General features: G+C 70.3%; 21 protein-coding genes. 2 read left to right on the plus strand and 19 right to left on the minus strand.

Annotated features, from left to right (window positions below; genetic code table 11):
• Positions 1–228 precede the first annotated feature (228 nt).
• The 10 genes from LDO27_RS07745 to LDO27_RS07790 form a co-directional block, all read right to left on the minus strand.
• Complete coding sequence (locus tag LDO27_RS07745) at positions 229–1,716, minus strand: PepSY domain-containing protein (protein ID WP_224040930.1); 1,488 nt, start codon at positions 1,714–1,716, stop codon at positions 229–231.
• Positions 1,717–1,729: 13 nt separating this feature from the next.
• The gene (locus LDO27_RS07750; RefSeq protein WP_224040932.1) at positions 1,730–3,889 is read right to left on the minus strand and encodes a TonB-dependent receptor; all 2,160 of its coding nucleotides are present in this window, start codon (positions 3,887–3,889) and stop codon (positions 1,730–1,732) included.
• Between the two features lie 217 nt (positions 3,890–4,106).
• A complete protein-coding gene (locus LDO27_RS07755) occupies positions 4,107–4,544 on the minus strand; it encodes a DUF2946 family protein (RefSeq protein ID WP_224040934.1) in 438 nt (145 codons plus the stop codon).
• 311 nt (positions 4,545–4,855) lie between these two features.
• Positions 4,856–5,140 carry a DUF3325 domain-containing protein gene (locus LDO27_RS07760; protein WP_224040936.1) on the minus strand — a complete coding sequence of 95 codons (285 nt, stop codon included), beginning with the start codon at positions 5,138–5,140 and terminating at the stop codon, positions 4,856–4,858.
• A complete protein-coding gene (locus LDO27_RS07765) occupies positions 5,137–6,768 on the minus strand; it encodes a PepSY-associated TM helix domain-containing protein (RefSeq protein WP_224040938.1) in 1,632 nt (543 codons plus the stop codon). Before LDO27_RS07765 ends, LDO27_RS07760 begins: the two co-directional genes overlap by 4 nt.
• A complete protein-coding gene (locus LDO27_RS07770) occupies positions 6,765–7,064 on the minus strand; it encodes a DUF3649 domain-containing protein (RefSeq protein WP_224040940.1) in 300 nt (99 codons plus the stop codon). Before LDO27_RS07770 ends, LDO27_RS07765 begins: the two co-directional genes overlap by 4 nt.
• Positions 7,065–7,829 (minus strand): DUF4198 domain-containing protein, encoded by a 765-nt coding sequence (locus tag LDO27_RS07775; RefSeq protein ID WP_224040942.1) that lies wholly within the window; start codon positions 7,827–7,829, stop codon positions 7,065–7,067.
• Between the two features lie 11 nt (positions 7,830–7,840).
• Entirely contained in the window at positions 7,841–10,186 is a 2,346-nt protein-coding gene (locus LDO27_RS07780) for a TonB-dependent receptor (RefSeq protein ID WP_224040944.1), read from the minus strand.
• A 196-nt stretch (positions 10,187–10,382) separates the two neighbouring features.
• Entirely contained in the window at positions 10,383–11,396 is a 1,014-nt protein-coding gene (locus LDO27_RS07785) for a FecR domain-containing protein (protein WP_224040946.1), read from the minus strand.
• 7 nt (positions 11,397–11,403) lie between these two features.
• Positions 11,404–11,925, minus strand: coding sequence for a sigma-70 family RNA polymerase sigma factor (locus tag LDO27_RS07790; protein ID WP_222200948.1), 522 nt, complete (start codon positions 11,923–11,925; stop codon positions 11,404–11,406).
• Positions 11,926–12,188: 263 nt separating this feature from the next.
• Between LDO27_RS07790 and LDO27_RS07795 the strand changes: the two genes are divergently transcribed.
• Both LDO27_RS07795 and LDO27_RS07800 read left to right on the plus strand, forming a co-directional pair.
• Positions 12,189–13,553 (plus strand): sensor histidine kinase, encoded by a 1,365-nt coding sequence (locus tag LDO27_RS07795; protein ID WP_224040948.1) that lies wholly within the window; start codon positions 12,189–12,191, stop codon positions 13,551–13,553.
• A gap of 105 nt (positions 13,554–13,658) precedes the next feature.
• Complete coding sequence (locus LDO27_RS07800; RefSeq protein WP_224040950.1) at positions 13,659–14,069, plus strand: DUF1801 domain-containing protein; 411 nt, start codon at positions 13,659–13,661, stop codon at positions 14,067–14,069.
• Between the two features lie 22 nt (positions 14,070–14,091).
• Here the strand turns inward: LDO27_RS07800 and LDO27_RS07805 are convergent, their stop codons facing one another.
• From LDO27_RS07805 to LDO27_RS07845, 9 genes are all read right to left on the minus strand, one after another.
• Entirely contained in the window at positions 14,092–14,895 is an 804-nt protein-coding gene (locus LDO27_RS07805) for an alpha/beta hydrolase (RefSeq protein ID WP_224040952.1), read from the minus strand.
• Positions 14,896–14,966: 71 nt separating this feature from the next.
• On the minus strand, positions 14,967–15,410 hold the full coding sequence (locus tag LDO27_RS07810) for a nuclear transport factor 2 family protein (protein WP_224040954.1): 444 nt from the start codon (positions 15,408–15,410) through the stop codon (positions 14,967–14,969).
• Between the two features lie 5 nt (positions 15,411–15,415).
• Entirely contained in the window at positions 15,416–16,222 is an 807-nt protein-coding gene (locus LDO27_RS07815; protein ID WP_224040956.1) for an SDR family NAD(P)-dependent oxidoreductase, read from the minus strand.
• Entirely contained in the window at positions 16,219–16,755 is a 537-nt protein-coding gene (locus tag LDO27_RS07820) for a DUF3833 domain-containing protein (RefSeq protein WP_224040958.1), read from the minus strand. Before LDO27_RS07820 ends, LDO27_RS07815 begins: the two co-directional genes overlap by 4 nt.
• Positions 16,752–18,041, minus strand: coding sequence for an MFS transporter (locus tag LDO27_RS07825; RefSeq protein ID WP_224040960.1), 1,290 nt, complete (start codon positions 18,039–18,041; stop codon positions 16,752–16,754). Before LDO27_RS07825 ends, LDO27_RS07820 begins: the two co-directional genes overlap by 4 nt.
• Complete coding sequence (locus LDO27_RS07830; RefSeq protein WP_224040962.1) at positions 18,038–18,568, minus strand: chalcone isomerase family protein; 531 nt, start codon at positions 18,566–18,568, stop codon at positions 18,038–18,040. The genes LDO27_RS07825 and LDO27_RS07830 overlap by 4 nt, the downstream gene beginning before the upstream one ends.
• Position 18,569: 1 nt before the next feature.
• Positions 18,570–19,799: an SAM-dependent methyltransferase gene (locus LDO27_RS07835; RefSeq protein WP_224040964.1), complete on the minus strand. Its 1,230-nt coding sequence runs from the start codon at positions 19,797–19,799 to the stop codon at positions 18,570–18,572.
• The gene (locus LDO27_RS07840) at positions 19,796–20,614 is read right to left on the minus strand and encodes a DUF1365 domain-containing protein (RefSeq protein ID WP_224040966.1); all 819 of its coding nucleotides are present in this window, start codon (positions 20,612–20,614) and stop codon (positions 19,796–19,798) included. The genes LDO27_RS07835 and LDO27_RS07840 overlap by 4 nt, the downstream gene beginning before the upstream one ends.
• Entirely contained in the window at positions 20,599–21,891 is a 1,293-nt protein-coding gene (locus tag LDO27_RS07845) for an NAD(P)/FAD-dependent oxidoreductase (RefSeq protein ID WP_224040968.1), read from the minus strand. Before LDO27_RS07845 ends, LDO27_RS07840 begins: the two co-directional genes overlap by 16 nt.
• Between the last annotated feature and the right edge of the window lie 42 nt (positions 21,892–21,933).

Genomic DNA, 21,933 nt, shown 5'->3' on the forward strand with positions numbered 1-21,933 from the left:
AGATGGATGGCCCCCATGAACCGCCGGAGTGAAGCGACTGGCAGCGCCGGAAGAGGGCGCCGGAAGTGCCGCCATGCAAGCTTCATTCCGGAGCGGGCAAATATGAAGCCGGCGTCATAGGCACCACGAAAGCGACGCTTTCTACAATAGGAAAGAGAAGCGCACGAGGCTAGAACGTAATGCGGCGGACCGGGCCGGCTGCCGCCGCGGCGTGCAATTCCAACACGCTCAGGACAAAGTGGCGCGCGCCCATTGCCGCAGGCGCGCGATGCCGATGACGATACCGGTCCCCGACAGCGCGAAGCCGCCGAGGCTCAGCAGGATCAGCACGATGTCGCGCCACGTGCCGCCGGCCAGCAGCCAGGGCGTATCCCAGCTGTGCAGGAAGGAAAAGAGCCAGCGCCCGGTGCGCTGCGCGCGGTCCATGGAGAGCACGACGTCGCCGGTGCGCAGGTCGATATAGACGCGGGTGCGCCCGGGATCGCCGAAGTCCACCCGCAGCGCGGGCAGGCCGCGCACGGCGGCGCCGTTCATCGCCTCGGGATGGCGGCCGTAGTAGTAGGCGTCATAGTGCGCAATGCGCTGGTGCTCCGCCACGCGCGCCGGCAACAGGCGCGCCGCCGCGGCCAGTGCGTCGGCCTCGCCCCAGTCCGTGCCGACGTGCGGCGTGCCGCCCGCGCCGGTGAGCAGCCGCGTGCGGCCGGCGCCGTCGTAGGCCAGCAGATAGCCCTGTCCGTTCAGCCGCTTCCAGCCGATTTCCACGGGCCGGAAGCCCGCCGCGTGCAAGGTCCGCAGCGCGGCCGACACATCGGGCGCCGCGGCGGACACCGTTCCGTCGCCGCCCCGATAGGCGGCCAGGTCCGGCTTCGCCCCGCGCGCGTCGAAGATGCCCAGCGGATTCATCGACATCAGGCCGCTGAAGATCCACGTGCACACGATGCCGGCGAACAGCAGGCCGACGATGTGGTGCCAGCGCATCCAGGGCTTGCGATAGGGCGAGCGCGAGCCCGACTTGTAGCCGCGGCCGAAACGCCAGCGCCAGACGCCCACCAGCGCGCCGGTCAGCGCGGTGACGGTGCAGGCGGCGGACAGCACGATGACGGTCCAGCTCCAGACCGGGTCCGCCGAGCGGTCGCGGAATACGTAGAGCCAGTGCAGCCAGGCGCCGACGTAGTTCCAGCGCTGCTGGGCCAGCGGCGCATCGAGCACGACCTGGCCGGTGGCCGAGGAAACGTACAGCGTGGCGGGGCGCTCGCCGAGCATCCTGACGGCATGCAGCGGACGGTGCGCGTCCAGCCCGCGCGAGTGGGTCCAGCGGTCTTCCACGATCTGGCCCGCGTAGCGCGCCGTGGCGCCGGGCAGGAAGGCGCGCGCGCTGGCGAGGGCGGCGTTGGCATCGACCGGGGGCGCGGGCTGTCCGGTCACGGCGTCGACCACGCGCAACCGATGGTCCGCGCCGTGCAGCACGTAGTGCGGGCGCGCGGCGATGGAGGTCAGCGTCGCCGCGGCGGCGTTGGCATCGGGCGGCACGCAGCACCCGGAGGCCGGCAGCGGCGGCAGGGCCGCCAGCCGCTCCGCCGGCGTCAGCTTGGGATAGCCGACGAACAGCATCACCACGCCGCTGAAGAACCACAGCGCCATCAGCGCGCAGCCGGCCACGCCGGTCCAGCGGTGGACCAGGTAGGTCAGGCGTTTGGCGGCGGATCGCAAGGGCATGGCCGACTCCCGCTCAGAACCGGTGGTTCAGCGTCAGCTCGAAGCGCCGCCCCGGCCCATAGAACCATTGCGTGGCGGTGTAGTACGCCGTCGTGAAATACGCCTTGTCGAACACGTTGAAGCAGCGCGCGGTCAGCGTGGTGGCCTTGTCGACCTGCCAGCGCAGCGCCACGTCGGTGGTGGTGTACGAGGGCAGCACCAGCGTGTTGGCATTGTCGGCATAGCGCTTGCCGACATAGCGCACGCCGCCCATGGCCGTCCAGCCGGGCGTGAAACTCCAGCTCAGCCAGGCGTTGGCGAGCCGCTGCGCGACATTGGGCGGCACGTTGCCGTTGCGGGAGACCGGCACCGCCGGCGTGCCGCTGCTCTCGGTGAAGTCGTCGAAGCGCGCGCGCAGCACCGTGGCATTGGCCTCGATGCGCCAGTCGCGGGCGAAGTCCATCGCCAGCGAGCCTTCGATGCCGCGCGAGGACTGCTCGCCCACCTGCACGCGCAGGGCGGGGTTGGCCGCGTCGCGCGTAAGCAGGTCGCTCTTGCGGATCTGGTAGGCGGCCAGCGTCCATTCGCCCTTGCCCTCCCAGAACGCCTGCTTCACGCCGAGTTCGATCTGCTTGCCGCGCGCCATGCCGAACGCGCTGTTGGCGGGGCTGAGCATCAGCAGCCCGCTGACGGGATCGGCCGCCTCGGCATACTGCCCGTAGAAGGCCAGGCCGGGATGCCACTGGTACACCGTGCCCAGGCGCCAGCCCACGTCGGAGAACGTCTTGTCGAACGCCGGCGTGCCGTTGACCAGGTCCTGGCGCTGCACGCGCGCGTGGTCGTAGCGCAGGCCGGCGATCACCGACCAGGCGGGCGTCAGTTCCAGCCGGTCCTCGACGAAGACGGCGTACTGGTCGGCCTCGTTGCGGTAGCGCGGAATGGTGGGAATCTCGCTCTGGAAGAGCCCCGGCACGGGGTCGAACGGATCGACCGGTCCCGACGAACCGGTATAGGTGTTGTTGCTGTGCCGGAACGAACTGGTGTTGACGTCGAAGCCAACCGAGACGCGGTTCTTCATGCCGAACAGGGTGCCGCCGAACGCCGCATCGCCCGTAAAGCCGGTCTGTTTCTGGTCGTGGTGGATCTCGGTGTTGTCGGCGCGGTCGATCAGGCCGCTGGCGCCGTTGTACTGGTAGCGCTCGGCGTTCTTCCAGTCCCGCTTGCTGCCGATGTGATAGAGCCGGCCGCGCACCGTGGTGTCGGCGTTGGGCGTCCACACGGCGTTCAGTTCGGTCCATTGGTCGCGATAGCGGATCACGCTGTCGGCCACGTTGTAGTTCTTCTCGCGCAGGGCCTCGAGCTGTTCGCCGTTGACGAGCGGCGTGCCGAAATAGCGCATGGGCTTCTGGTGGCCGTAGGCATGGGAGAGGCGAATGCTCAGGTCGGACGTCGCTTCCCACTGCAGCGCGCCGGAGAAGGTCCCGTCGCGGAACTCTCCCCGGTCCACCCAGCCGTCCGAGCGGTTGCCGCTCACGTCGAGCCGGTACGAGAGTCGCTCGCCGATGGCGCCGCCGCTGCCCAGGCCCAGCCGATAGGTGTCGTCCGTGCCGATGGTGGCCTGCACCTCGTTCTGGATCGGGCCGCGCGTGGGCTTTTTCGGGATGACGTTGACCACGCCGCCGATGGCGCCGTCGCCATGGATCACCGAGGCCGGGCCGCGCAGCACCTCGATGCGGTCCACCGACCAGGTATCGAACGGAAAGGTCACCCCCACGCCGCCGTACTGGCGCATGCCGTCGTAGAGCCGCATGACGGAGGTGCTGTCGGTAAAGCCGCGCGCGGAGAGCGAACTGCCCCCATTGCCGGGATGGCCCATGGCGCTGATGCCGCCGGCGCGCGTGATGGCGTCGATCACGCTGCTGTCGCCGCGCTCGTCCAGTTGCTCGCGGGTGATGACGTCGATGCTGGCGGGGGTCTCCAGCGGCGTGAGGCCGAGGTTGGAACCGGTGGCAGCCGGCGACTCCAGCGGCGAGGCGGCTTCGGCCTTGACCACCACCGTGGGCAGCGCGGTGGCTTCGGACTGCGCATGGGCGGGCACGGCCGGCAGGATCGAAAGGAGCAGGCTCAGCGAGCCGGTGGCGGTGCGTACGCCCGCAAGCGGGCGCACGGCGGAATCTGGGATATGGGCAGGCATGGCACGTTGTTCTTCTTCGTTGCCGGCGCGGCGTCGCGCGATGCCGGCGCACCGCCTCGAACAAGGCGGTGCGCGCTGGCACCGAACGACGGCATGGCCGCGGAGCACGCGCGCGGGCGCGGCGCTCGATGGCGGCGTTCTGCTACCGGTTGGAAATGCCGCGATCCGCCGGAACGGCCCCGGGGGCACGGTCGCGGCTGGCGGGCTCGAAGGCGACTCAGGCCGCCTGCGGAGGGGCGCGCGGCTGCGACGTGGCCCAGGTGAACAGGGTCCGCGGCGCGCGCAGGAAGAGGTAGGGAAGAGTGGTGGCCGTGGCCGGCGCGAGGCCGGCTTCGGTGGAGACGTCGCGCGGGGGCGCGCCGGTGAGGAAACACAGCAGGCAATGGCCGCCGTTGGCCTCGTGGCCTTCGTGGGCATCGCCGCCGGCCTGGCCGTCGTCACCGGCATGAGCTGCATGGTCGGCATGCTCGCCGTGCATCGCGTGGTCCGCGCCCGTCAGCTCGATCATGCGGGGACCGTCGGCGCTGCACAGATGCACCCAGATCGCGGGCAGGCGCCTGGCCTCGAACGCATGGGCGACCGACGGCGCGAGCGTCGCGAAGACGAACGCGGCCAGTGCGATCCAGGCTGTGAAACAGCGCGCTATGCGGTTCATGTCGACGGGGCTCGTCGCGGCTTCCGATTTTAGGTTTCTGTCCGATTCTATCATCGGCGAACGCAAGCGATGCCTGATCGAGGGCGGATTCAGGGTTGCGCATTGATTGGGCGTTCACCCTCACCCCCGGCCCCTCTCCCGCTGGCGGGAGAGGGGAGCAAACCGCGGGCCATTTGAAGTACCGCCGGTGTTCTCCCTCTCCCGCTCGCGGAAGAGGGCCGCGGTGAGGGTGACCGCCTGCAACAGCGCCGGCGTCGCAAGCCCAAGAAAGCCAACCCAACCTTCCACATGCCCCAGCGCCAAGCCGGGCGCTACCGCCGTTCCCCGCGCCGCTCGCGCACGATCAGCGCCGCATGGACGAGGCCCGCGGCGACGCTGGTCTGGCCGCTGTAGTGCACCAGCCCCAGCGCCCAGCCCTGGTGCGCGACGGCGATCCACAGGGCCAGCAGCAGGCCGGCCCAGCCTGCCGCGCGCAGCGCGCGGATCAGCGCCGGGGACACCGGGCCGGCGAAGAAGACCGTCCGGTGGCGCTCGGTGGCGGCGGCCAGCGCGCCGAAGGCGAAGACGCAGACCAGCAAAGCCGTAACGTTGTTCATGCCCGGTCCCCCCCAAGCCCGGGCGCCGTGGCCGTGCGCGCAGCCGGTGCCCTGCGTGCGGGCGCGACCTGCGGCCGGTGGCGCGCCACCCGTATCGCCAGCACGGCGTGCAGGGCGGCGAAGGCCCACATCATCAGGTCGAAGCCGACATAGACCCAGTCGCCTTCCGACAGGCTGCGCCACAGCGGGCGCTGCGTCGTGAAGGCGTTGAGCACCGGCAGCAGGGCCAGCAGGCCGGCGCCCAGCCACAGCAGCTCCATCCACGCCCGCTTCGCCGGCCGGGAAAGCGCGTACAGCAGGGTGGCGGCCCACACGATGAAGAAGAGGTGGATCTCCCAGTTGCCGCGCCCGGCGAGGCCCGCGGGCAGCAGCCGGTTGGCCCACAGCATCGCGGCCATGGCGACCGACAGGCCGGCGATGCTGGCGATGTTCAGCCGCTCGACGATACGAAAGCCCACGTGCGGCCGCTGCGGGTCCGGCAGCTTCGTGCGCCGCTTGACGGTCCACATCACCAGCCCGGTGCCGACCATCGCGGTGCCGGCAAGGCTGACGATGAAGTAGAGCCAGCGCAGTTGCAGATCGCTGAAGCGGCCCAGGTGCAGGGCATACATGACGCCGCGCACCTCGGCGGCGGCGCCGACCGAATCGCGCACCTCGAGCAGTTCGCCGGTGGTGCCGCTGAACAGCAGGTATTGCGGGCTCATCGACACGCGCGCCAGCTCGCCACGCAGCACCACCACGCGGGCCGCGGCGTCGCCCGGCTGGGTGATGGTCACGCGGGCGATATTGTCCTGGCCCCAGCGCGCCTGCGCCTGGCGCACCATCGCGTCGACCGGGGCCAGCGCCACCTTGTCGCCGGTGGGCTTGCCCGGCGGCAGGAAGGCATTGAGCTGCGCCGTCATCTGCTGGCGCTCGGCCGGCGTGCGGAAGGCCGCCTGTTCGCCCCAGGGCATGTACATGGCCATCAGCGTGACCAGCCCGGTGTAGGTGATCATCAGGTGAAAGGGCAGCCCGAACACGGAGAGCGCGTTATGCGCGTCGAGCCATGAGCGCTGCCCCTTGCCCCAGCGGAAGGTAAAGAAGTCCGTGAAGATCTTCTTGTGCGTGATGACGCCGCTGACGATGGCCACGAGCATGAACATGGCGCACAGGCCGGCCAGCCAGCGTCCCCACAGCGCGGGCAGGTAGTGGAACTGGAAATGGAAGCGGTAGAAGAAGTCGCCGCCCTGCGTCTCGCGCGCGGTGACCTCGCGGCCGGTGGCCGGATCGAAGGTGCCTTCCCTGAACGCGCGCGCGCCGGGCTTGGGCCCCGGGACGCGCCAGAAGGCGCTGACCACGTTGCTGCGCTCGGTGGGCAGCTGCATGCTCCACTGCGGGCTGCCGGCGGCCAGCGTGCCCAGCGTGGCGGTGACGCGCTGCGCCACCGCGGCGGGATCGGGCACCGCCTTCTGATGCGCCAGCTCCGGGCGCATCCACTGCGACATCTCGTCCTTGAAGTAGCTGACCGTGCCGGTCAGGAACATCGCATACAGCAGCCAGCCTGTCAGCAGGCCGGCCCACGTGTGCAGGTCCGACATGGTCTGGCGGATGCCGCGCGCCTTGTCGACGGTATCGGCGGCGGCCTTCATGCGGCCCTCCCGAGCGCCCCGGCGTACCACGCGGCCAGCACCAGCGGGGCGGCCGCGATCGCGAGACCCGCCCACGCACGCCGCGCACTGCGCACCGCAAAGACCCACACCACCGCGCCGGCATAGACCGCAAAGCTGGCCAGCATGCCGGTCAGCACGGCCTGCGGCCGGCTGATCGGCAGCGCGAGCGCCGCCAGGCTTGCCAGCGCGGCCAGCGCATAGCCGCCTAGGACGGCGGCCACGATGCGCGAGAGCAGGGCGCCGACCTTCGCGATCGGCGCCAGGGCCAGCGCCATTTACTTCTTCGCCATGTCGCCCGACTCGGGCGCCGCCGCCGGGATCGGCTCGACGCCGTCCGCCTTGACGTACGACAGCGTGGTCACGTAGGCCACGGCCTGGTAGCGTTCGGCGCCGTTGGCGCCCCGGCGCTCGCCCGGGGTGCTGTCGTTGTGGCTGGCTTCCGCCACGTAGGGGCCTTTCCACGGCATGTCGAACGACACCTTGCCTTCGGCGTCGGTCTGCTTTTCCTTGGCCCAGCCCGACTGCGTGACCAGCGCGACCTTGGTCTTGGGCAGCGGCTTGCCGCGGAAGAACAGCTGGAACTCGCCGGGCTTGCCGGCCGGCACCAGGTCCAGCGCGAGCTTGGGGGCCTGCGGCGCGAAGTCCGTGACCATGCGGGCGGTCGGGTAGTACCAGTGCATCTGCTCCTCGCCGGCCTTCTTGACCTTGTAGAGGGGGTACTTGCCGGCCTCGGCCACCACGGCCTCGCCCTGCGCGGGCTTGAACGGCAGCGTGAAACCGTTGGCGGTCTTGACACCGTCGGCCGCCTTCTCGCCCTTGGCCGAGATCAGCGTGGCGGTGGTCGCGCCGAGCTTGTCCAGCGTGCCGGGCGACGCCTCGCGCAGGTTCTCGCCGAACTCGCCGAAGCGGATCGTGGCGTTCTGGCCGGCCGGCTGTTCCAGCCAGATCTGATGCGCCTGCGCGGCGGACGCGAAGGCGAGCAGGGCGAAGGCGATGGGGGTGGACTTGGTCATGTTCTTCATGTTCTTCATGTTGTTCATTGGTTCGGGCCTCAGAAGTCGATTTGCGCCGACAGCAGCAGCGTGCGGGGGGCCGCGACGGTGACATAGGTTCCGCTGACCAGCCAGTAGTCCTTGTTGAACAGGTTCAGGACATTCGCTCGGAACACCACCGACTTGCCGCCGATCTCGGTGCGGTAACGGGCGCCGACATCATAGCGGGTGTAGCTCGGCACGCTCAGCGTGTTGGCGGCGTTGAAGGGCATCGACGATGTGTTCAGCACACGGCCGGACAGGCTCAGGCCGGGCACCCACGGCATGTCCCAGTCCACGCCGAGGTTGAAGGCGTGCCTTGGCACCCCGTTCGCGTCCTTGCCGTTGTTGACGCCGCCGGCGGTATTGGTGAGCGTGGCGTCGTAGAACGTCGCGCTGGCCATCAGGCGCAGGCCGCGCATGACTTCGCCATAGGCCGACAGTTCCAGCCCGCGGTTGCGCTGCTCGCCGTCGAAGCTGTAGATGTTGGAGATGGGGTCCGTCACCGCGCTCGGGCGCTCGATCTGGAACACCGAGATGCCGGTGGTGATGCGGCTCCAGTCCACCTTGACGCCTGCCTCGTACTGCTTGGACTTGTACGGCGCGAACACCGTGCCTGCGTTGGCGGTGCCGACCGGCGCGACGCCACCGCGGGTCAGGCCCGAGGTGAAATTGCCGTACACCGACACATTGGACACCGGCTTGATCACGATGCCAGCCAGCGGCGAGACCGCGCTCTCGTCATAGCTGTCCAGGCGCGCGCCCGTGGTGGTCGAGAAGTTCTCCAGCGCCACGCGCTGATGGCGCAGGCCGCCTGTGAGCAGGATGCGATCGTCGAGGAACGACAGCGTATCGGTGACCGCGAAGCTGGTCAGTTCCGTGTCGGACGCCTTCTTCGCGTCGGTGCGCGGCGCGGTGATCGGCGGCAGCGGCGCGGGGTTGTAGATGCTGGAGGGCACCGATCCGGCCCCCGGGATATAGGCGTTGCCCGCCTCCTGTTCCAGCCGGGTGGCGGTCATGGTCAGCGTGTGGCCGACCGGGCCGGTGGAGAAGCGCGCGCGTGCGCCGACTTCGGCGGTCTTGGTCTCGCTGTACGAGTCGTACCACGAGTTGGTCAGCGTGAAGTTGCCCAGTGCGTCCGCGCGGCCGCCGGGGAAGGTCTGGTAGGCCGAGCCGTCGCGATAGCCGGCGGCGCCCCAGACCGTCAGGTTGGGCGTGAAGTCGTACTCCAGTCGCGACATCACGGCCGTGTCGTGCAGGTTCAGCTCGGTGCCGGGGAAGAAATTGCGATGGCCGGACGGCGGCTCGGGCAGCGAGCGCACGTTGGCCAGGAAGCCGATCTGCGGGCGGAAGTTGTCGATATCCTCGTGCTGCGTATACGCATCGAGCGACCAGCGCAGCTTGCTGCCGCGATAGTCCAGGCCGAGGGCGCCCACGCCCTGCTGCACCTTGCCGTCGTCGATGGTGGTGTCGCCGCTCTTGTACGCGCCGTTGACGCGCACGCCCCATTCCTTGTTCTCGCCGAAGCGGCGGCCGACGTCGGCCTGCATGCCGAGGACCGACTTGCTCTCGTAGGTGCCGGTCAGGCGAGTCAGCGGCTCGTCGCCCGCGCGCTTGGTCACGACGTTGATGGCGCCGCCGATGCTGCCGTTGGGGCCGATGCCGTACATCAGCGTGCCCGGACCCTTCAGAACTTCGACGCGCTCCATCATGATCGCGGGCATCCGGCTGGACGAAGCCATGCCGTACAGGCCGTTCAGGCCGACGTCCCCGCTCGCCACGGTAAAGCCGCGAATCTGGAAGTCCTCGCCGAAGCCCCCGGTCGACGTCAGCGTGCGCACCGACGCTTCGTTGATCACCACGTCGGCCAGCGTGCGGGCCTGGGTGTCCTCCAGCATGGCCGCGGTGTAGTTGGTGGTGCTGAACGGCACGTCCATCACGTTCGCCGAACCCAGGATGCCCAGGCCGCCGCCGCGGGCCACCTGGCCGCCGGCGTAAGGCGCGGGCAGGCCGTCGCTGGCCGAGGCGGTGACCGTGGCGACGGGCAGCGTCGTCACGTCGCCGGCCACCGGCACCGGCGCGGCGTTGACCAGATAGGTACCGTTGGACTGCTGGACGGCCACCAGGCCGCTGTTGCCCAGCAGCGCATCGAGTCCGCCGCGGGGCGTGTAGTTGCCCTTCAGGCCGGCGCTGCTGCGGCCGGCGGTCACTTCCGGCTTGAACGACAGCATGATGCCGGCCTCGCGGCCGAACCGGCTCAGCGCGTCTTCGAGCGTGCCGGCGGGAATGTCGTAGGCGCGCACGGTCTGGGCCTGCGCATGCGCCGCGGCCGGCACGAGCACCGGGGCGAGGGCCACGGCCCCCATGGCGATATGCCGCGCCGCGCTGGCAAGCAGTTTCCGTCGAAAAATGGTGTTTGGCTGGCGCTGGCGCGCCGGGACGTGACCCATGATCTGCCTTTGATTGGAAATGAAATAGGAACGCTCACACTCCATGACCCGCGAGAATCGAAAACGGATCAGCGTTCGGCAGATTTTTTTGAAGGGGAAGTCATGCGGGGGCTCAGCGCGCGGCAGTGATGCGGATTTCCCGGGCTCCCCACAGCCGCGTCACCGTTTCGGTGCGCACGTCCAGCGTGGTGGAGAGCGCGTCCAGCACCTTGCCGATGTCGTCCAGCGGGAAGGAGCCCGACACGCGCAGGCCGGCCAGCGCCGGATCGCAGGACAGGGTGTCCCGGCTGTAGCGGCTCAGCTCGGCGATGAAGTCGTCCAGGCGCATGCTGCGTGCGACGATAAAGCCTTCGGCCCAACTGATGCCCGACGCGTGAGCCTCGGCGCGGTCGGTGATGGTCTCCGACGTATAGCTGGCGCGATGGCCGGCCGGCAGCACGAGCGGCGGGCCATCGCGGCCGCCGGGGCGGATTTCGACGGCGCCCTCGAACACGCTGACCTCGGTATCGCCGCCGCGCTGGCGCACCGCATAGCGGGTGCCCAGCGCCTGCACGGTGCCGTGCGCGGTCTCCACCAGGAACGGCCGGGCGGGCTCGCGTTCGTCGTGCCCGGTGGTGACCAGGATTTCCCCGGCCACCAGCACGAGCCGCCGTTCGCGCGCGCCGAAGCGGTCGTCGACCGCGGTGGCGGTGTTGAGCCAGAGGTGCGTGCCGTCTGCCAGCACCAGCGAGCGACGCTCACCCACCGCGGTGCGATAGTCGGCCGACAGCTCGCGCCACGGCGAGTAGTCCCGCGCGGACCAGGCCGCGCCCAGCGCGACGGCAGACACGGCCAGCGTCTTGATGACCCGGCGCCGGTACGGCGAGCCGGATGGCGCGAGGGCAGCGCGAGCGATGTCGGAGGTTAGCGGCGACGACAGCGGTTCGAGCCGGCCCTTGACCGACTCGATGCGCTGCCATGCCCGTTCGTGGTCCGGATGCTCGGCGCGCCAGCGCCGCCACGCCTCCAGGGTTTCGGGCGACACGGCGGCGTCCTGCAGCGCCATCAGCCATTCCACGGCGCGCTCGGCGACGTGGCCCGGAATGGTGGCCGCCTCGGCGGTGGATTGGTACCAGCTGGACGCCATGGCGCGGCTACCCCACGAAGGACAGGTCAGCGAAAAAGCACTGCTGCAGCGCCTTGGCGATATAGCGCTTGACGGTGGGGATGGAAATGCCCAGCGCGTCTGCCACCTGGGCATGGGTTCGCCCGTCGAGCTGCGACAGCAGGAAGGCCTGCCTGACCACGCCGGGCAGCCCGTCGAGCAGGCTGTCCAGTTCGATCAGCGTTTCGAGCACGATGGCGCGGTGCTCGGGCGACCATTCGACCTCGAAGGGCACCTGGGCGAGGGCGTCCAGATAGGCGCGCTCGAGCTTTTCGCGGCGCCAGTGGTTGGACACCAGCCGCTGCGCCACGGTGGTCAGGAAGGCCCGCGGCTCGTCGAGCACGATGGGCACGCGATCGCTGTTGAGCAGGCGGACGAAGGTGTCGTGGGCGAGGTCCCCCGCCTGGTCGGCGCTGCCGAGCCGCCGGTGGAGCCAGCCCTTGAGCCATGAATGATGGTCGCAGTAGAGCGACTCGATGGTCGAGGGGAGAAGACAACCCTGCGTACTCATGATCTACCTGTGGTTCCGTCCATGACCTGCGCCTAAGCGGGCTGCAAGCCCTCCCCGAGACGTGACAAATGATAATTATTATCGTTTATTAATATCAGTTGTCGAAGCAGACTGTCAAGCACACGGCGGGGTGGACTGTTGCATTTCAGGGCCTCGCCGGATGGACTTGCGGTGCCGAACACCGTAAAGGCGTGCCTGTCGTCAATTGGCATGGCCGCGACGATCGCCCACACTGCGGTGGTGAACCGGGAGGGGAGTCGGACATGGTCAAAACGCCTGCCATCGCTTCATTGCACCGCCGCCTGAGCCTGTCGTTGGGCGGCCTGGCGCTGCTCGTGGGATTTCTCGGCGCGCTCGGTGCCTGGATGGTGGTGCACCAGCTCGCCAGCGAATTCAACGAGGACTTGCGGCAGGCGGCAGCCGCCATCCGCACCGCGCCGCCCCTCATGCCGGTCCAGCCCGCGGGCCGGGCGCCGCCGCCGCCGCCGGTGCTGGTGCAGACCTGGGGACCGGAGGACGGCGTGCTGCCCGGCCATACCAGCGCGCCATGGGTATTGCTTCCCCGGGCGGAACCTGGGTTCTCCGACGTGGTGGTGGACGGCGAAGTCTGGGACGTGTTTGCGCTGCGGGCCGGCGACGCCTATATGCAGATCGCCCAGCAGAAGTCGGTGCGGCGGGACAACGCCTGGCGGGTCGCGACCTGGGCGGCGATTCCGGTGATCGTGCTGCTGCCGGTGCTGGTGTGGGCGATCCGCGCCAGCGTCCGGGTGTCGCTGCGGCCCCTGAACGAGATCGGCGAGCGCGTGGCGCAGGCCGACCTCAATCATCTGGAACCGGTGGACACCAGCACCGCGCCGGAGGAACTGCGCCCGTTCCTGGCGTCGGTCAACCGCATGATGGTCAGGCTGTCGGGGCTGATCGATGCCGAGCGCACCTTTATCGCCAATGCCGCGCACGAACTGCGCTCGCCCATCACCGCGCTGCAATTGCAGGTGGAGAACCTGGTTCACGCGCCCCGGGACAATCTGGAGGAACAGCTGGAGGAACTGCGGCGCGGCATCCGCCGCACCGGCACGCTGCTGACCCAGCTGCTGGGCCTGGCCCGCGCGGAAATCGGCGCCCCCGCCGGCGCGGTGCACGACGTGTCGGTGCCCGACGTGGTGGCCGACGTGGTCGCCGACCTGCTCCCCCTCGCGGTGGACCGGGGCGTGGACCTGGGCGTGGAGCGGCTCGACGACGTGCGCATCGCCGCGACCGAGACCGACCTGCGCATGCTGATCAAGAACCTCGCGGACAACGCCATCCGCTACGGGGGAGCGGGCGGGTGCGTGGACCTGAGCGCGCGGCGCGAAGGCGCCGACGTCGTGATCGAGGTGGCCGACACCGGCCCGGGCATTCCCGAGGCGGCCCGCAGGCGCGTGTTCGAGCGCTTCTACCGCGGCGCGGCCACGGACGAGGAGGGCAGCGGCCTGGGCCTGGCCATCGTGCAGACGATCGCCGCGAACCTGGGCGGCCGCGTGGTGCTGGCGGATCGCCCCGATGGACGCAGCGGGCTGGTGGCCAGCGTGATACTGCCCGCGCGGAACGTCGGCACGGCGGCGGACGAGGCGGCCGCGGCGCCGGCCTGACCCTGACGGGTCCACGGCGGGAGGGTTGGCTGCAGGCCGTTGCCTTCGGCACAATGCCAGCCTCGCGGCGCCGGCTTGAGCGCGCGAGTCAACGGAGACTGCGCGATGGACGAGAACGAAAGCGACGCGGGCAAGGCCGCATCCCAACGGATCGACGCCAGAATCGCCGAGCTGGGCGACTGGCGCGGCGAGATGCTGGCCCGGCTCCGTGCCCTGGTCAGGGAAGCGGAGCCGGAGATCGTGGAGGAATGGAAATGGAGGGGCGTCCCCGTCTGGTCGCACGGCGGCATCGTGTGCACGGGTGAGACCTACAGGCACGCGGTCAAGATGACCTTTGCCAAGGGCGCCATGCTGGAGGACCCGGCGCATCTGTTCAACGCCAGCCTGGATGGCAACACCAGGCGCGCCATCGACTTCCATCAGGGCGACGACATCGACGCGCCGGCGCTCAAGGCGCTGATTCGCGCCGCCGTGTCGCTCAACTTGTCGGCGAAGCCCCGCAGGAAGGCGAGTTAGGCCCCGCGCGTCGTGCGCCCGCTCATGACGCGCAGCCGGCCCGCGCGAGCACGAAGTCGGCAACGTCCTGGCTGACCGTCGACAGCCAGCGCAGCGGCGAGGCGAAGGCGCCGATCAGCAGGGTGTGGGACAGATTGCCGTATTCCCGGTACTGCACCGCTACCCCGGCGGTGCGCAAGCGGTTTCCCAGGCGGGCGGAGTTGCGCTGCGGGTCGACCAGCCGGTCGTCGCTGTCGACGCCCAGGAAGACCGGCGGCGCACCCGCGGAGACGTGGTCGATGGGCAGCGAGCCGGGCGGGTAGTGCGGATGGTGGAACACCGGCCGGGCCGCGGGATTCTCGATGGGAAAGAAGTCGTAGGGGCCGGCCAGGCCGATCCAGCCGCGCAATTGGGCGCGGCTTGCGCCCGCCTCGTCGAGCCAGCGCGGGTCCAGCGCGAGCATCGCGGCGTTGTAGCCGCCGGCGCTGTGGCCCATCACGAAGACCCGCGACGGGTCGCCCTGGTAGCCGGCGATATCGCGCAGCGTCCACGCCACGGCCAGCGCGCTGTCCCGCAGGAAAGCCGGGTAGGTGACCTCGGGATACAAGCGGTAGTCCGGAATGACTGTGAGGATGCCGCGGCGCGCCAGTGCGGCCGCCACGAAGGCATAGTCCGCCCGTTCGCCGCTGTGCCAGGTGCCGCCGTAGAAGAACACCACCACGGGCGCCTTGCCAGCGCAGGCCGGCTCGCGCGGCGCGTAGATGTCCAGCCGGGCGCGATGGCCCTGGCCATAGGGAACGTCCGCATGCCGCGTGTAGGCCGCGTCGGGCGTGAGCGCGTTCAGCATGTCGGTTGTGGAACAGGCGCCCACCGCAAGCAGCGGCAACAGCGCGAGCGCCCGCCCCAGCCGCGCCGCCATCATCGCGGCGCCGGCGCGGCGAAGCGCCGTTGCAGCCAGCCCACCGGGCCGCCGATCAGCGGCAGCTTTCGCCACAGCGCGGCCGCGTCCCAGAAATCCTGGTGATGGGTCACGCGGCCGTCGTCGCCGAAGCGCAGATGCGAGCTGCCTGGAACGGAGAAGGTGCGGCCGCGCACCGCGCCCATGAAGACCCAGGTGGCGAATCCCTCGTTGCCGCCCTGGACCTGCGAGCCGAAGATGAAGCCCGGCTGCTTGACCGTCTCGAACATGTGCTCGAAGACCGCGCGGATGCAAGCGTGGCCCCGCACATCGTTGAAGGGATCGCAGAAGCGGGCGTCGGGCGCGTAGTAGCGATGCAGGTCGGCCAGCGATTCGGGCGTCAGCGTGGCGTACCACAGCAGCAGGGACGGCAGCGCGTCGGAATCTTGGTGCATCTGGGTCATGGCGGTCAGCCCGGTTTCATCAGACGCTGCAGCAGGGCGAGCCGCAGCCGGTAGGGGAGCATGCTGGCCAGGCCGACCAGCCTCGTGAAGCGAGAGGGGAAGGCGATCTCGAACCGGCCCCGCGCCAGGCCGGTCAGGATGGATTCGGCGGCGGCCTCGGTGCTGAGCAGGCCCGGCATGAAGAAGTCGTTGCGGGCCGTCAGGCGCGTGCGGACGAAGCCGGGGTTGACCAGGTAGACGCCCAGCCCGCGGCCGTGAAGCTCGGCGTAGAGCAGTTCCGCGAGGTTGATCAGCGCGGCCTTCGTCGGTCCGTACACCGTCGCGTTTGGCAGCCCCATGTAGCCGGCCACGCTGGCCAGCAGGACCAGGCTGCCGGCCTTGCGGTCGAGCATCGCGGGCAGGGCCGCGGCGAGACCATAGTAGACGCTGCCCAGGTTCGTCTCGATGGTGCGGCGCGCCTCTTGCGCGCTGACTTCCCAGGGGCGCAGCGGCCGGTATTCGGCCGCGCAGAAGATCACCATGTCCACGCCTTGCCACGTATCGGTCAGCGTCCGGTGGGCATCGACCCACTCGTGCGGGCAGGTGGCGTCCATGGGCAGCGGCAGGCCCTGCGGATGGCCGGCCACCACCGATGCCAGCGCGGCGACACGCCTGCCCGATACCGCCACGCGAGCGCCGCGCGCCAGCAGCGCGCGGGCCAGCGCGGCCCCGATGCCGCTGGAGGCGCCGACGACCCAGACGCGCTTTCCGTGCCAGTCGGTCCAGCGGGGGTTAAGGGCCAGGCCCCGCGTGGCGGATTCCCGGCGGGTCATGGCGCGGGCCGGCGGAAGAACAGCGTCACCTGGCCCACCTCGACGCCGAACTTGGTGACGCTGGCGCGATTGATCATGGTGCGCTCGTCGATCAGCACCATCCAGTCGTCGAAGCGCACATCGTAGGTCCTGCCGTCCACCGGCAGCTGCAGCGTATAGCGCCAGCGCAGCACGTTGCCCGCTGTCTCGCCGGTGGCCTCGCCGACCACGTCGGGCGCCGTACCCCGCCAGCCGCCACCGGGCGCGCGCGTCAGCGTCCACGTGCGCCGCTGCGTGGTGCCGTCGCTGAAGCGGAAATCCTCCTCCAGCACGAAGGCGCCATCCTGTTCGCGTCCCAGCAGGTCCACGTGAAAGCGCTTGACGATCTCGCCGCCGCGCTTCTGGAACATGCCCCACGCTTCGGTCTTGCCACGGAAGAACGCGGGCACGTCCAGCGGCGGCTGCTGGTCCGCGTAGTGCGCCACGTCCGGCGCCGTGCAGGCGGTGCACAGTACGACCGCGCAGGCGGCGCTCCATCTGGCCAACGGGTTCATCGCAGTGGCTCCGGTGAGAGGTAGGGGTGGCTCCGCAGGGTCAGCATGGCCGCGAGTTTCAGGCCGCAGGGAACGCCGGCATACAGCCACGCGAGCGCCTGGGCCGGCATGCCGGTCGCCAGCGTTCCCGGCTGGTAGCCGAGCGCGGCCAGCAGTGGCAGCGCCAGGCCGGAAAGCGCGAGGCACAGCTTGCCGAGCAGCGTCCATACGCCGAAATACGCGGCCGGCCCGTCCGCTGCGGGAATGCGCGCGGCGAGCAGCACCGGCGGCAGCGCCAGGTCGGCGCCCAGCGCGAGGCCCGACAGCCCGCACACGACCAGGAAGGGCACGATGTCGCCAGGGCCGAGCGCGATGGTCCAGACGAACGCCAGCACCGCGACGCCCATCGCCACCCGCCAGGCCGGCACCGGACCGATGCGCGAGGACAGGCGAACCCACAGCGCAAGCCCGGCGGCGCCGGCGAGGAAGTACAGCGTCAGGCACGGCGCCACCCATTGCGGCGCGCCGAGCCGGTCCTCGATGAAGAAGATCGCCAGCGTGGCGGGGATGGCCACGGCGAGCCCGTTCAGGAAATAGGGCAGCAGCAGGGCGCGGAAGGCGTGGTTGCCCCGCAGCGTCCGCCATGGCGGCATGGCAACGGGGCGCGCAGCCGCCGCGGGCGGCGGCCCCATCGCGGGCCAGCGCGGGCCGCGGCGCAGCAGCAGCCACAGCGCGCCAAGCAGCAGCGGCGCGAAGAGGCCGGCGAAGATGCCCATCGCCGCGCGCGGCGGCAGCTCGGGCAACGACAGCAGCCAGGCCGGCAGCGCGCTCGCCAGCAGCACGCCCACCAGCCCCGCGCCCTCGCGCCACGCCGCCGCGCGGGTACGGATGGCCTCATCGTCGGACAGGCGCGCGCCCCAGGCCAGATACGCCACGTTGAGCAGGCTGTGGGCCGTGTAGACGGCGATCAGCATGACCGCCAGCCACGCCGCGAGCCATGGGCCGCCCGATACCGGCGGCAGCCACAGCCCGGCGAACGCGGCCGCCAGCAGCGCGGCGCCGGACCACAGCAGCCGATGCAGGCGCCGGCACGACGACAGCCGGTCGACCCACCAGCCCAGCAACGGGTCCTGCAGGGTATCCACCAGCCTCGCCGCGAACATGACGATGCCCGCGACCGACAGCGCCATGCCCAGCCGCGTCGTGTAGTACGCGGGCGCCTGTACGTAGACCGGCAGCGCGGCCATCGCCAGCGGCATGCCGAGCAAGCCGTAGGCAGCCAGGCGGGACGCGCGGATGGCGGTCATCGCGCCTGCCCCAGCAAACGTGCCCGCAGCCCCGGTGCGCGGGTGCCCGGGTCCAGCCAGATGGCGAAGAACGCGCGCGCCAGGATGGGGTCCGCGATCTGGCCGGTCGGCCTGTCGTTGGCGTAGAAGCGGGCGCCCTGCCCGGGGAGATACACGCCGCTGAGGCGGTCTCCCGCCCGCACGTCCACCAGCACCCGTTGCAGCTCGGCGCGCCAGGCCTCCAGCGTCGCGTCCGAGGACGCGGCGCCCATGCGGCGCATCTCGTCCACGCTGGTGTCCGCCAGTTGCCGCGCGCTGATCTCGCGGGCATAGGTCAGTTGCAGCGCGAACGGCGAGTCCATCGTCACCGGCTGCCGCTCCGACCACAACGACGCGTCGTAGATGCGCACCCCGAACAGACGGTATTCGCCGGCACCCGTCATCGTCGCCTGCGGCAGGTCGGCGCGCCATGGCTGCGCGGCGGCGCAGGCCAGCGAGGCGAAGGCGAGCGCGCACGCGGCCGATAGCTGAAGGGTGCGGTGTGGCATGTCACGGCTCGCGCGAAAGAAGGAACTGCATCACGTCGGTACGGCCCTCGTCGAAGCCGGCCTCGCAGTAGCACAGGTACAGGTGCCACAGGCGCACGAACGCCTCGTCGAATCCCAGCGCCAGCACGGCGTCGCGTTGTGCGGTGAAGGCGCTGCGCCACCGGCGCAGCGTCTCCGCGTAGTCGCGGCCGAAGGCCAGCACCGGCCGGGCATCGAAGCCGCCTTCGCGCGCCGCGCGCACGAAGCGATCGGGGCTGGGCAGCATGCCGCCCGGAAAAATGAACTCGCGGATAAAGTCGCTGCCGGCGCGGTAGGCGGCGAAGCGATCGTCGGCGATGGTGATCGTCTGCACCAACGCGCGGCCACCGGGGCGCAGCCGCTGGCGCAGCGTCTCGAAATACTTGTTCCAGTACGCCTGCCCGACGGCCTCGAACATCTCGATGGAAACGATCGCGTCGTAGCTGCCCTCCAGATGGCGGTAGTCGCGCAATTCGAGCGTGACCCGCCGCTGCATGCCGGCTTCGGCGACCAGTTCGCGGGCGCGCGCGAGCTGCGCCTCCGAGATCGTGACGCCACGCACCTCGATGCCGCGCCGGGCGGCGTGCAGCGCGAAGCCGCCCCAGCCGCAGCCGATTTCGAGCACCTTCATGCCGGGGCGCAGCTGCAGCGTGTCGACGATGCGGGCGTACTTGGCCTCCTGCGCCGCCTCTAGCGACCCTCCGGCCTCGCCGTCGAACAGCGCGGCGGAATAGCTCCACGTGGCGTCCAGCCACAGCCCGTAGAACGCGTTGCCCAGATCGTAGTGCGCGTGGATATTGCGGCGGCTGCCGGCGGGCGTGTTCTTGCGCAGCAGATGCCGCAGCCCGTACCAGCGCTGGGCGATCCACGTACCGGTGACCATGCGCGGAAAGGCGTGCTCGTTGCGCACGGCCAGCCGCAGCAGTGCCGTCATGTCGGGGCTGTCGATCCAGTGGTCCCGCCATGCTTCCGCCAGCCCGATATCGCCGGCGCGCAGGATGCGCGTGCAGGCCCGCCAGTCCCGCAGCGCGAGCCTGGCGCCGGGCGTCGCGTGAGGATCGCCGAAAATTGCCTCGGTGCCGTCGGGTAGCGTCAGCACCAGATGGCCGACGCAGATGCGCGCCAGCGCGGCGAGGAAGATCCGCCCCGCCAGCGGCATTTCGGCGGAGGCGGCACGGGACAGGGCGCGGGGGACCAGGGGCGATGGGATCATGAGCGAAGGTCGTCCAGGGGCGAGACAGCGGTAGGGGCGTGGGTGGATGCGGCAGGCATGCCCGACGGAGGGCGCCTGCCGTGGAACGGCAGGCCCTGCAGCCACAGCCGCAGGGCCTGCCAGTGGATGCGCAGCGTGACGGACAGCGTTACCCAGGGCTGGCGCAACAGCGCAGCCGCCGCCGCGGTCCCGCTGAGTGGCGCCTTGCGGCCGCCGATCGCCGTGTGCAGCAGCACACCGCTGTCGTCGAAATAGTCGATACCGACGAAGGCCGTCTCCGCGCTCTCGCGCACGCGGAATGCGTAATGTCCCTGCACGTCGTTGAACGGCGAGACATGCAGGCGCTTGCGCGTGGCCAGCACCGTGTCCGCATCGATGGCGCCGCGGTCCGGCGCCGACAGCAGATAGGCATGGCGGCCGCCGAAGGTATTGGTGACCTCGGCCAGCAACGCGCGCAGCCGTCCATCGCGATCGTGGCAGTACCAGAAGCTGACGGGATTGAACGCGTAGCCGAACACCCGCGGAAAAGTCTGGAGCCAGATCGGGCCATCGTCGGGGAGCCCGGCCGCGCGCAGCTCGGCGCGCATCCACGCGGCCAGGTCGCCGCCGTCGCGCGGGCCGTAGTCTCGCCGCCGCAGGCTCAGCACGCCGGCGCGGTCGATGCCGAACCACCAGCGGTCCAGCCGCGCCAGGTTGTCCAGGTCCACCCGCACGCAGAACACCGGATAGACGAAGCGGTTGCGCGTGGGGCGCACCCGTTCGTGCATCACCCGGCATCGCAGCAGCCAGGCGTCGGGGATCACAGCGCGGCCCATGCTGGCAGGTCTCCGAAATCGTTCGCCACGCGCAGCGCGGACTTCAGGCCGTCCTCGTGGAAGCCATAACCGGTCCACGCGCCCGCGTACCAGGTGCGGCGCTGGCCCTGCAGCCGGGGCAGCGCCTCCTGCGCGGCGAGGGCGCGCAGGTCGAACAGCGGATGGTCGTAGGTGAAGCGGCGCAGTTCGGTGCCGGGCGCGGGCGGCCGGAAGGCGTTCAGCGTGACCACGACCGGGGTGTGGAACGGCAGCGGCTGGAGCTGGTTGACCAGGTAGCTGACGCACACCGCGCGCGACGTGTCCGCACGCTCGCCGCCCAGGTAGTTCCACGCGGACCAGACGCGAGAGCGGCGGGGCAGCAGCGTGCGGTCGGTATGCAGGATTGCCACGTTGGGCCCATAGCGCACGGCGCCAAGGACATCGCGTTCCGCGTCGCTGGCGTCCGCGAGCATGCGCAGGGTGTCGGGCGCATGGGTGGCGAGCACGATGGCGTCGTAGCGGGACTGGCCCTCGTCCGTCGTCACCGTGACGCCCTGCGCATCCCGCCGCACGGCGCGCACCGGCGTGCGGGTGCGCACGTCGTCCAGCCGGGCCGCGATACGGCGCACGTATTCGCGCCCGCCGCCCGCCACGGTGCGCCACTGCGGGCGGTTGCGGATCTGCAGCAGGGCGTGGTTCAGGCAGAAGCGCAGGAAGGTGGCGGCGGGAAAGCGCAGCACGTCGCTGGTCGCGCAAGACCAGATCGCCGCCGCCATCGGCAGCAGATAGTGCTGGCGAAACGGCTGACCGTAGTTGCCGGCTGTCAGCAACTCGCCCAGCGAACAGCGGGACGCCTCCGCCCGCGCAAGGTTGTGGCGGGCTGCGCCGTTGAAACGCACGATGTCGCGCAGCATGCCGAGGAAGCTGGGCGAGAACGCATTGCGCCGCTGCGCGAATACCGTGTTCAGGCTGGTGCCCGCCCACTCCATGCGGCCCTGGTCCATCGAGACCGAGAACGACATGTCTGTCGGATGCGAAACCACGCCGAGCTCGCGGAACATGGCGACGAGGTTGGGGTAGGTGCGATCGTTGAAGACCAGGAAGCCGGTGTCCACCGGCGCCGTATGGCCGTCCAGCGTCACGTCCACGGTGTTGGTGTGGCCACCGAGGTAGTCGCCGGCCTCGAAGAGCGTGACGCGATGCCGTCGGCAAAGCAGCCATGCGCTGGCCAGGCCCGAGATGCCGGCGCCGACGACGGCGATCCGCAAGCCTGCGTTTGTGACTGACAATGCTCCCACGACGCGCTTCCTCTGTTGTTTTACCGGTGGTCAGGTTCGTTG

This window comes from Cupriavidus respiraculi (genome assembly GCF_914271545.1).
Lineage (GTDB): Bacteria > Pseudomonadota > Gammaproteobacteria > Burkholderiales > Burkholderiaceae > Cupriavidus > Cupriavidus respiraculi.

Excerpts from the sequence above, each read along its gene's own strand:
- LDO27_RS07815 (WP_224040956.1), bottom strand. The coding sequence starts at position 16,222 with ATGACCCGCCGGGAATCCGCCACGCGGGGCCTGGCCCTTAACCCCCGC.
- LDO27_RS07830 (WP_224040962.1), bottom strand. The coding sequence starts at position 18,568 with ATGCCACACCGCACCCTTCAGCTATCGGCCGCGTGCGCGCTCGCCTTC.
- LDO27_RS07805 (WP_224040952.1), bottom strand. The coding sequence starts at position 14,895 with ATGCTGAACGCGCTCACGCCCGACGCGGCCTACACGCGGCATGCGGAC.
- LDO27_RS07770 (WP_224040940.1), bottom strand. The coding sequence starts at position 7,064 with ATGGCGCTGGCCCTGGCGCCGATCGCGAAGGTCGGCGCCCTGCTCTCG.
- LDO27_RS07775 (WP_224040942.1), bottom strand. The coding sequence starts at position 7,829 with ATGAACAACATGAAGAACATGAAGAACATGACCAAGTCCACCCCCATC.
- LDO27_RS07825 (WP_224040960.1), bottom strand. The coding sequence starts at position 18,041 with ATGACCGCCATCCGCGCGTCCCGCCTGGCTGCCTACGGCTTGCTCGGC.
- LDO27_RS07840 (WP_224040966.1), bottom strand. The coding sequence starts at position 20,614 with ATGGGCCGCGCTGTGATCCCCGACGCCTGGCTGCTGCGATGCCGGGTG.
- LDO27_RS07800 (WP_224040950.1), top strand. The coding sequence starts at position 13,659 with ATGGACGAGAACGAAAGCGACGCGGGCAAGGCCGCATCCCAACGGATC.
- LDO27_RS07765 (WP_224040938.1), bottom strand. The coding sequence starts at position 6,768 with ATGAAGGCCGCCGCCGATACCGTCGACAAGGCGCGCGGCATCCGCCAG.
- LDO27_RS07795 (WP_224040948.1), top strand. The coding sequence starts at position 12,189 with ATGGTCAAAACGCCTGCCATCGCTTCATTGCACCGCCGCCTGAGCCTG.
- LDO27_RS07760 (WP_224040936.1), bottom strand. The coding sequence starts at position 5,140 with ATGAACAACGTTACGGCTTTGCTGGTCTGCGTCTTCGCCTTCGGCGCG.
- LDO27_RS07820 (WP_224040958.1), bottom strand. The coding sequence starts at position 16,755 with ATGAACCCGTTGGCCAGATGGAGCGCCGCCTGCGCGGTCGTACTGTGC.
- LDO27_RS07745 (WP_224040930.1), bottom strand. The coding sequence starts at position 1,716 with ATGCCCTTGCGATCCGCCGCCAAACGCCTGACCTACCTGGTCCACCGC.
- LDO27_RS07780 (WP_224040944.1), bottom strand. The coding sequence starts at position 10,186 with ATGGGGGCCGTGGCCCTCGCCCCGGTGCTCGTGCCGGCCGCGGCGCAT.
- LDO27_RS07785 (WP_224040946.1), bottom strand. The coding sequence starts at position 11,396 with ATGGCGTCCAGCTGGTACCAATCCACCGCCGAGGCGGCCACCATTCCG.
- LDO27_RS07755 (WP_224040934.1), bottom strand. The coding sequence starts at position 4,544 with ATGAACCGCATAGCGCGCTGTTTCACAGCCTGGATCGCACTGGCCGCG.
- LDO27_RS07790 (WP_222200948.1), bottom strand. The coding sequence starts at position 11,925 with ATGAGTACGCAGGGTTGTCTTCTCCCCTCGACCATCGAGTCGCTCTAC.
- LDO27_RS07810 (WP_224040954.1), bottom strand. The coding sequence starts at position 15,410 with ATGACCCAGATGCACCAAGATTCCGACGCGCTGCCGTCCCTGCTGCTG.
- LDO27_RS07750 (WP_224040932.1), bottom strand. The coding sequence starts at position 3,889 with ATGCCTGCCCATATCCCAGATTCCGCCGTGCGCCCGCTTGCGGGCGTA.
- LDO27_RS07835 (WP_224040964.1), bottom strand. The coding sequence starts at position 19,799 with ATGATCCCATCGCCCCTGGTCCCCCGCGCCCTGTCCCGTGCCGCCTCC.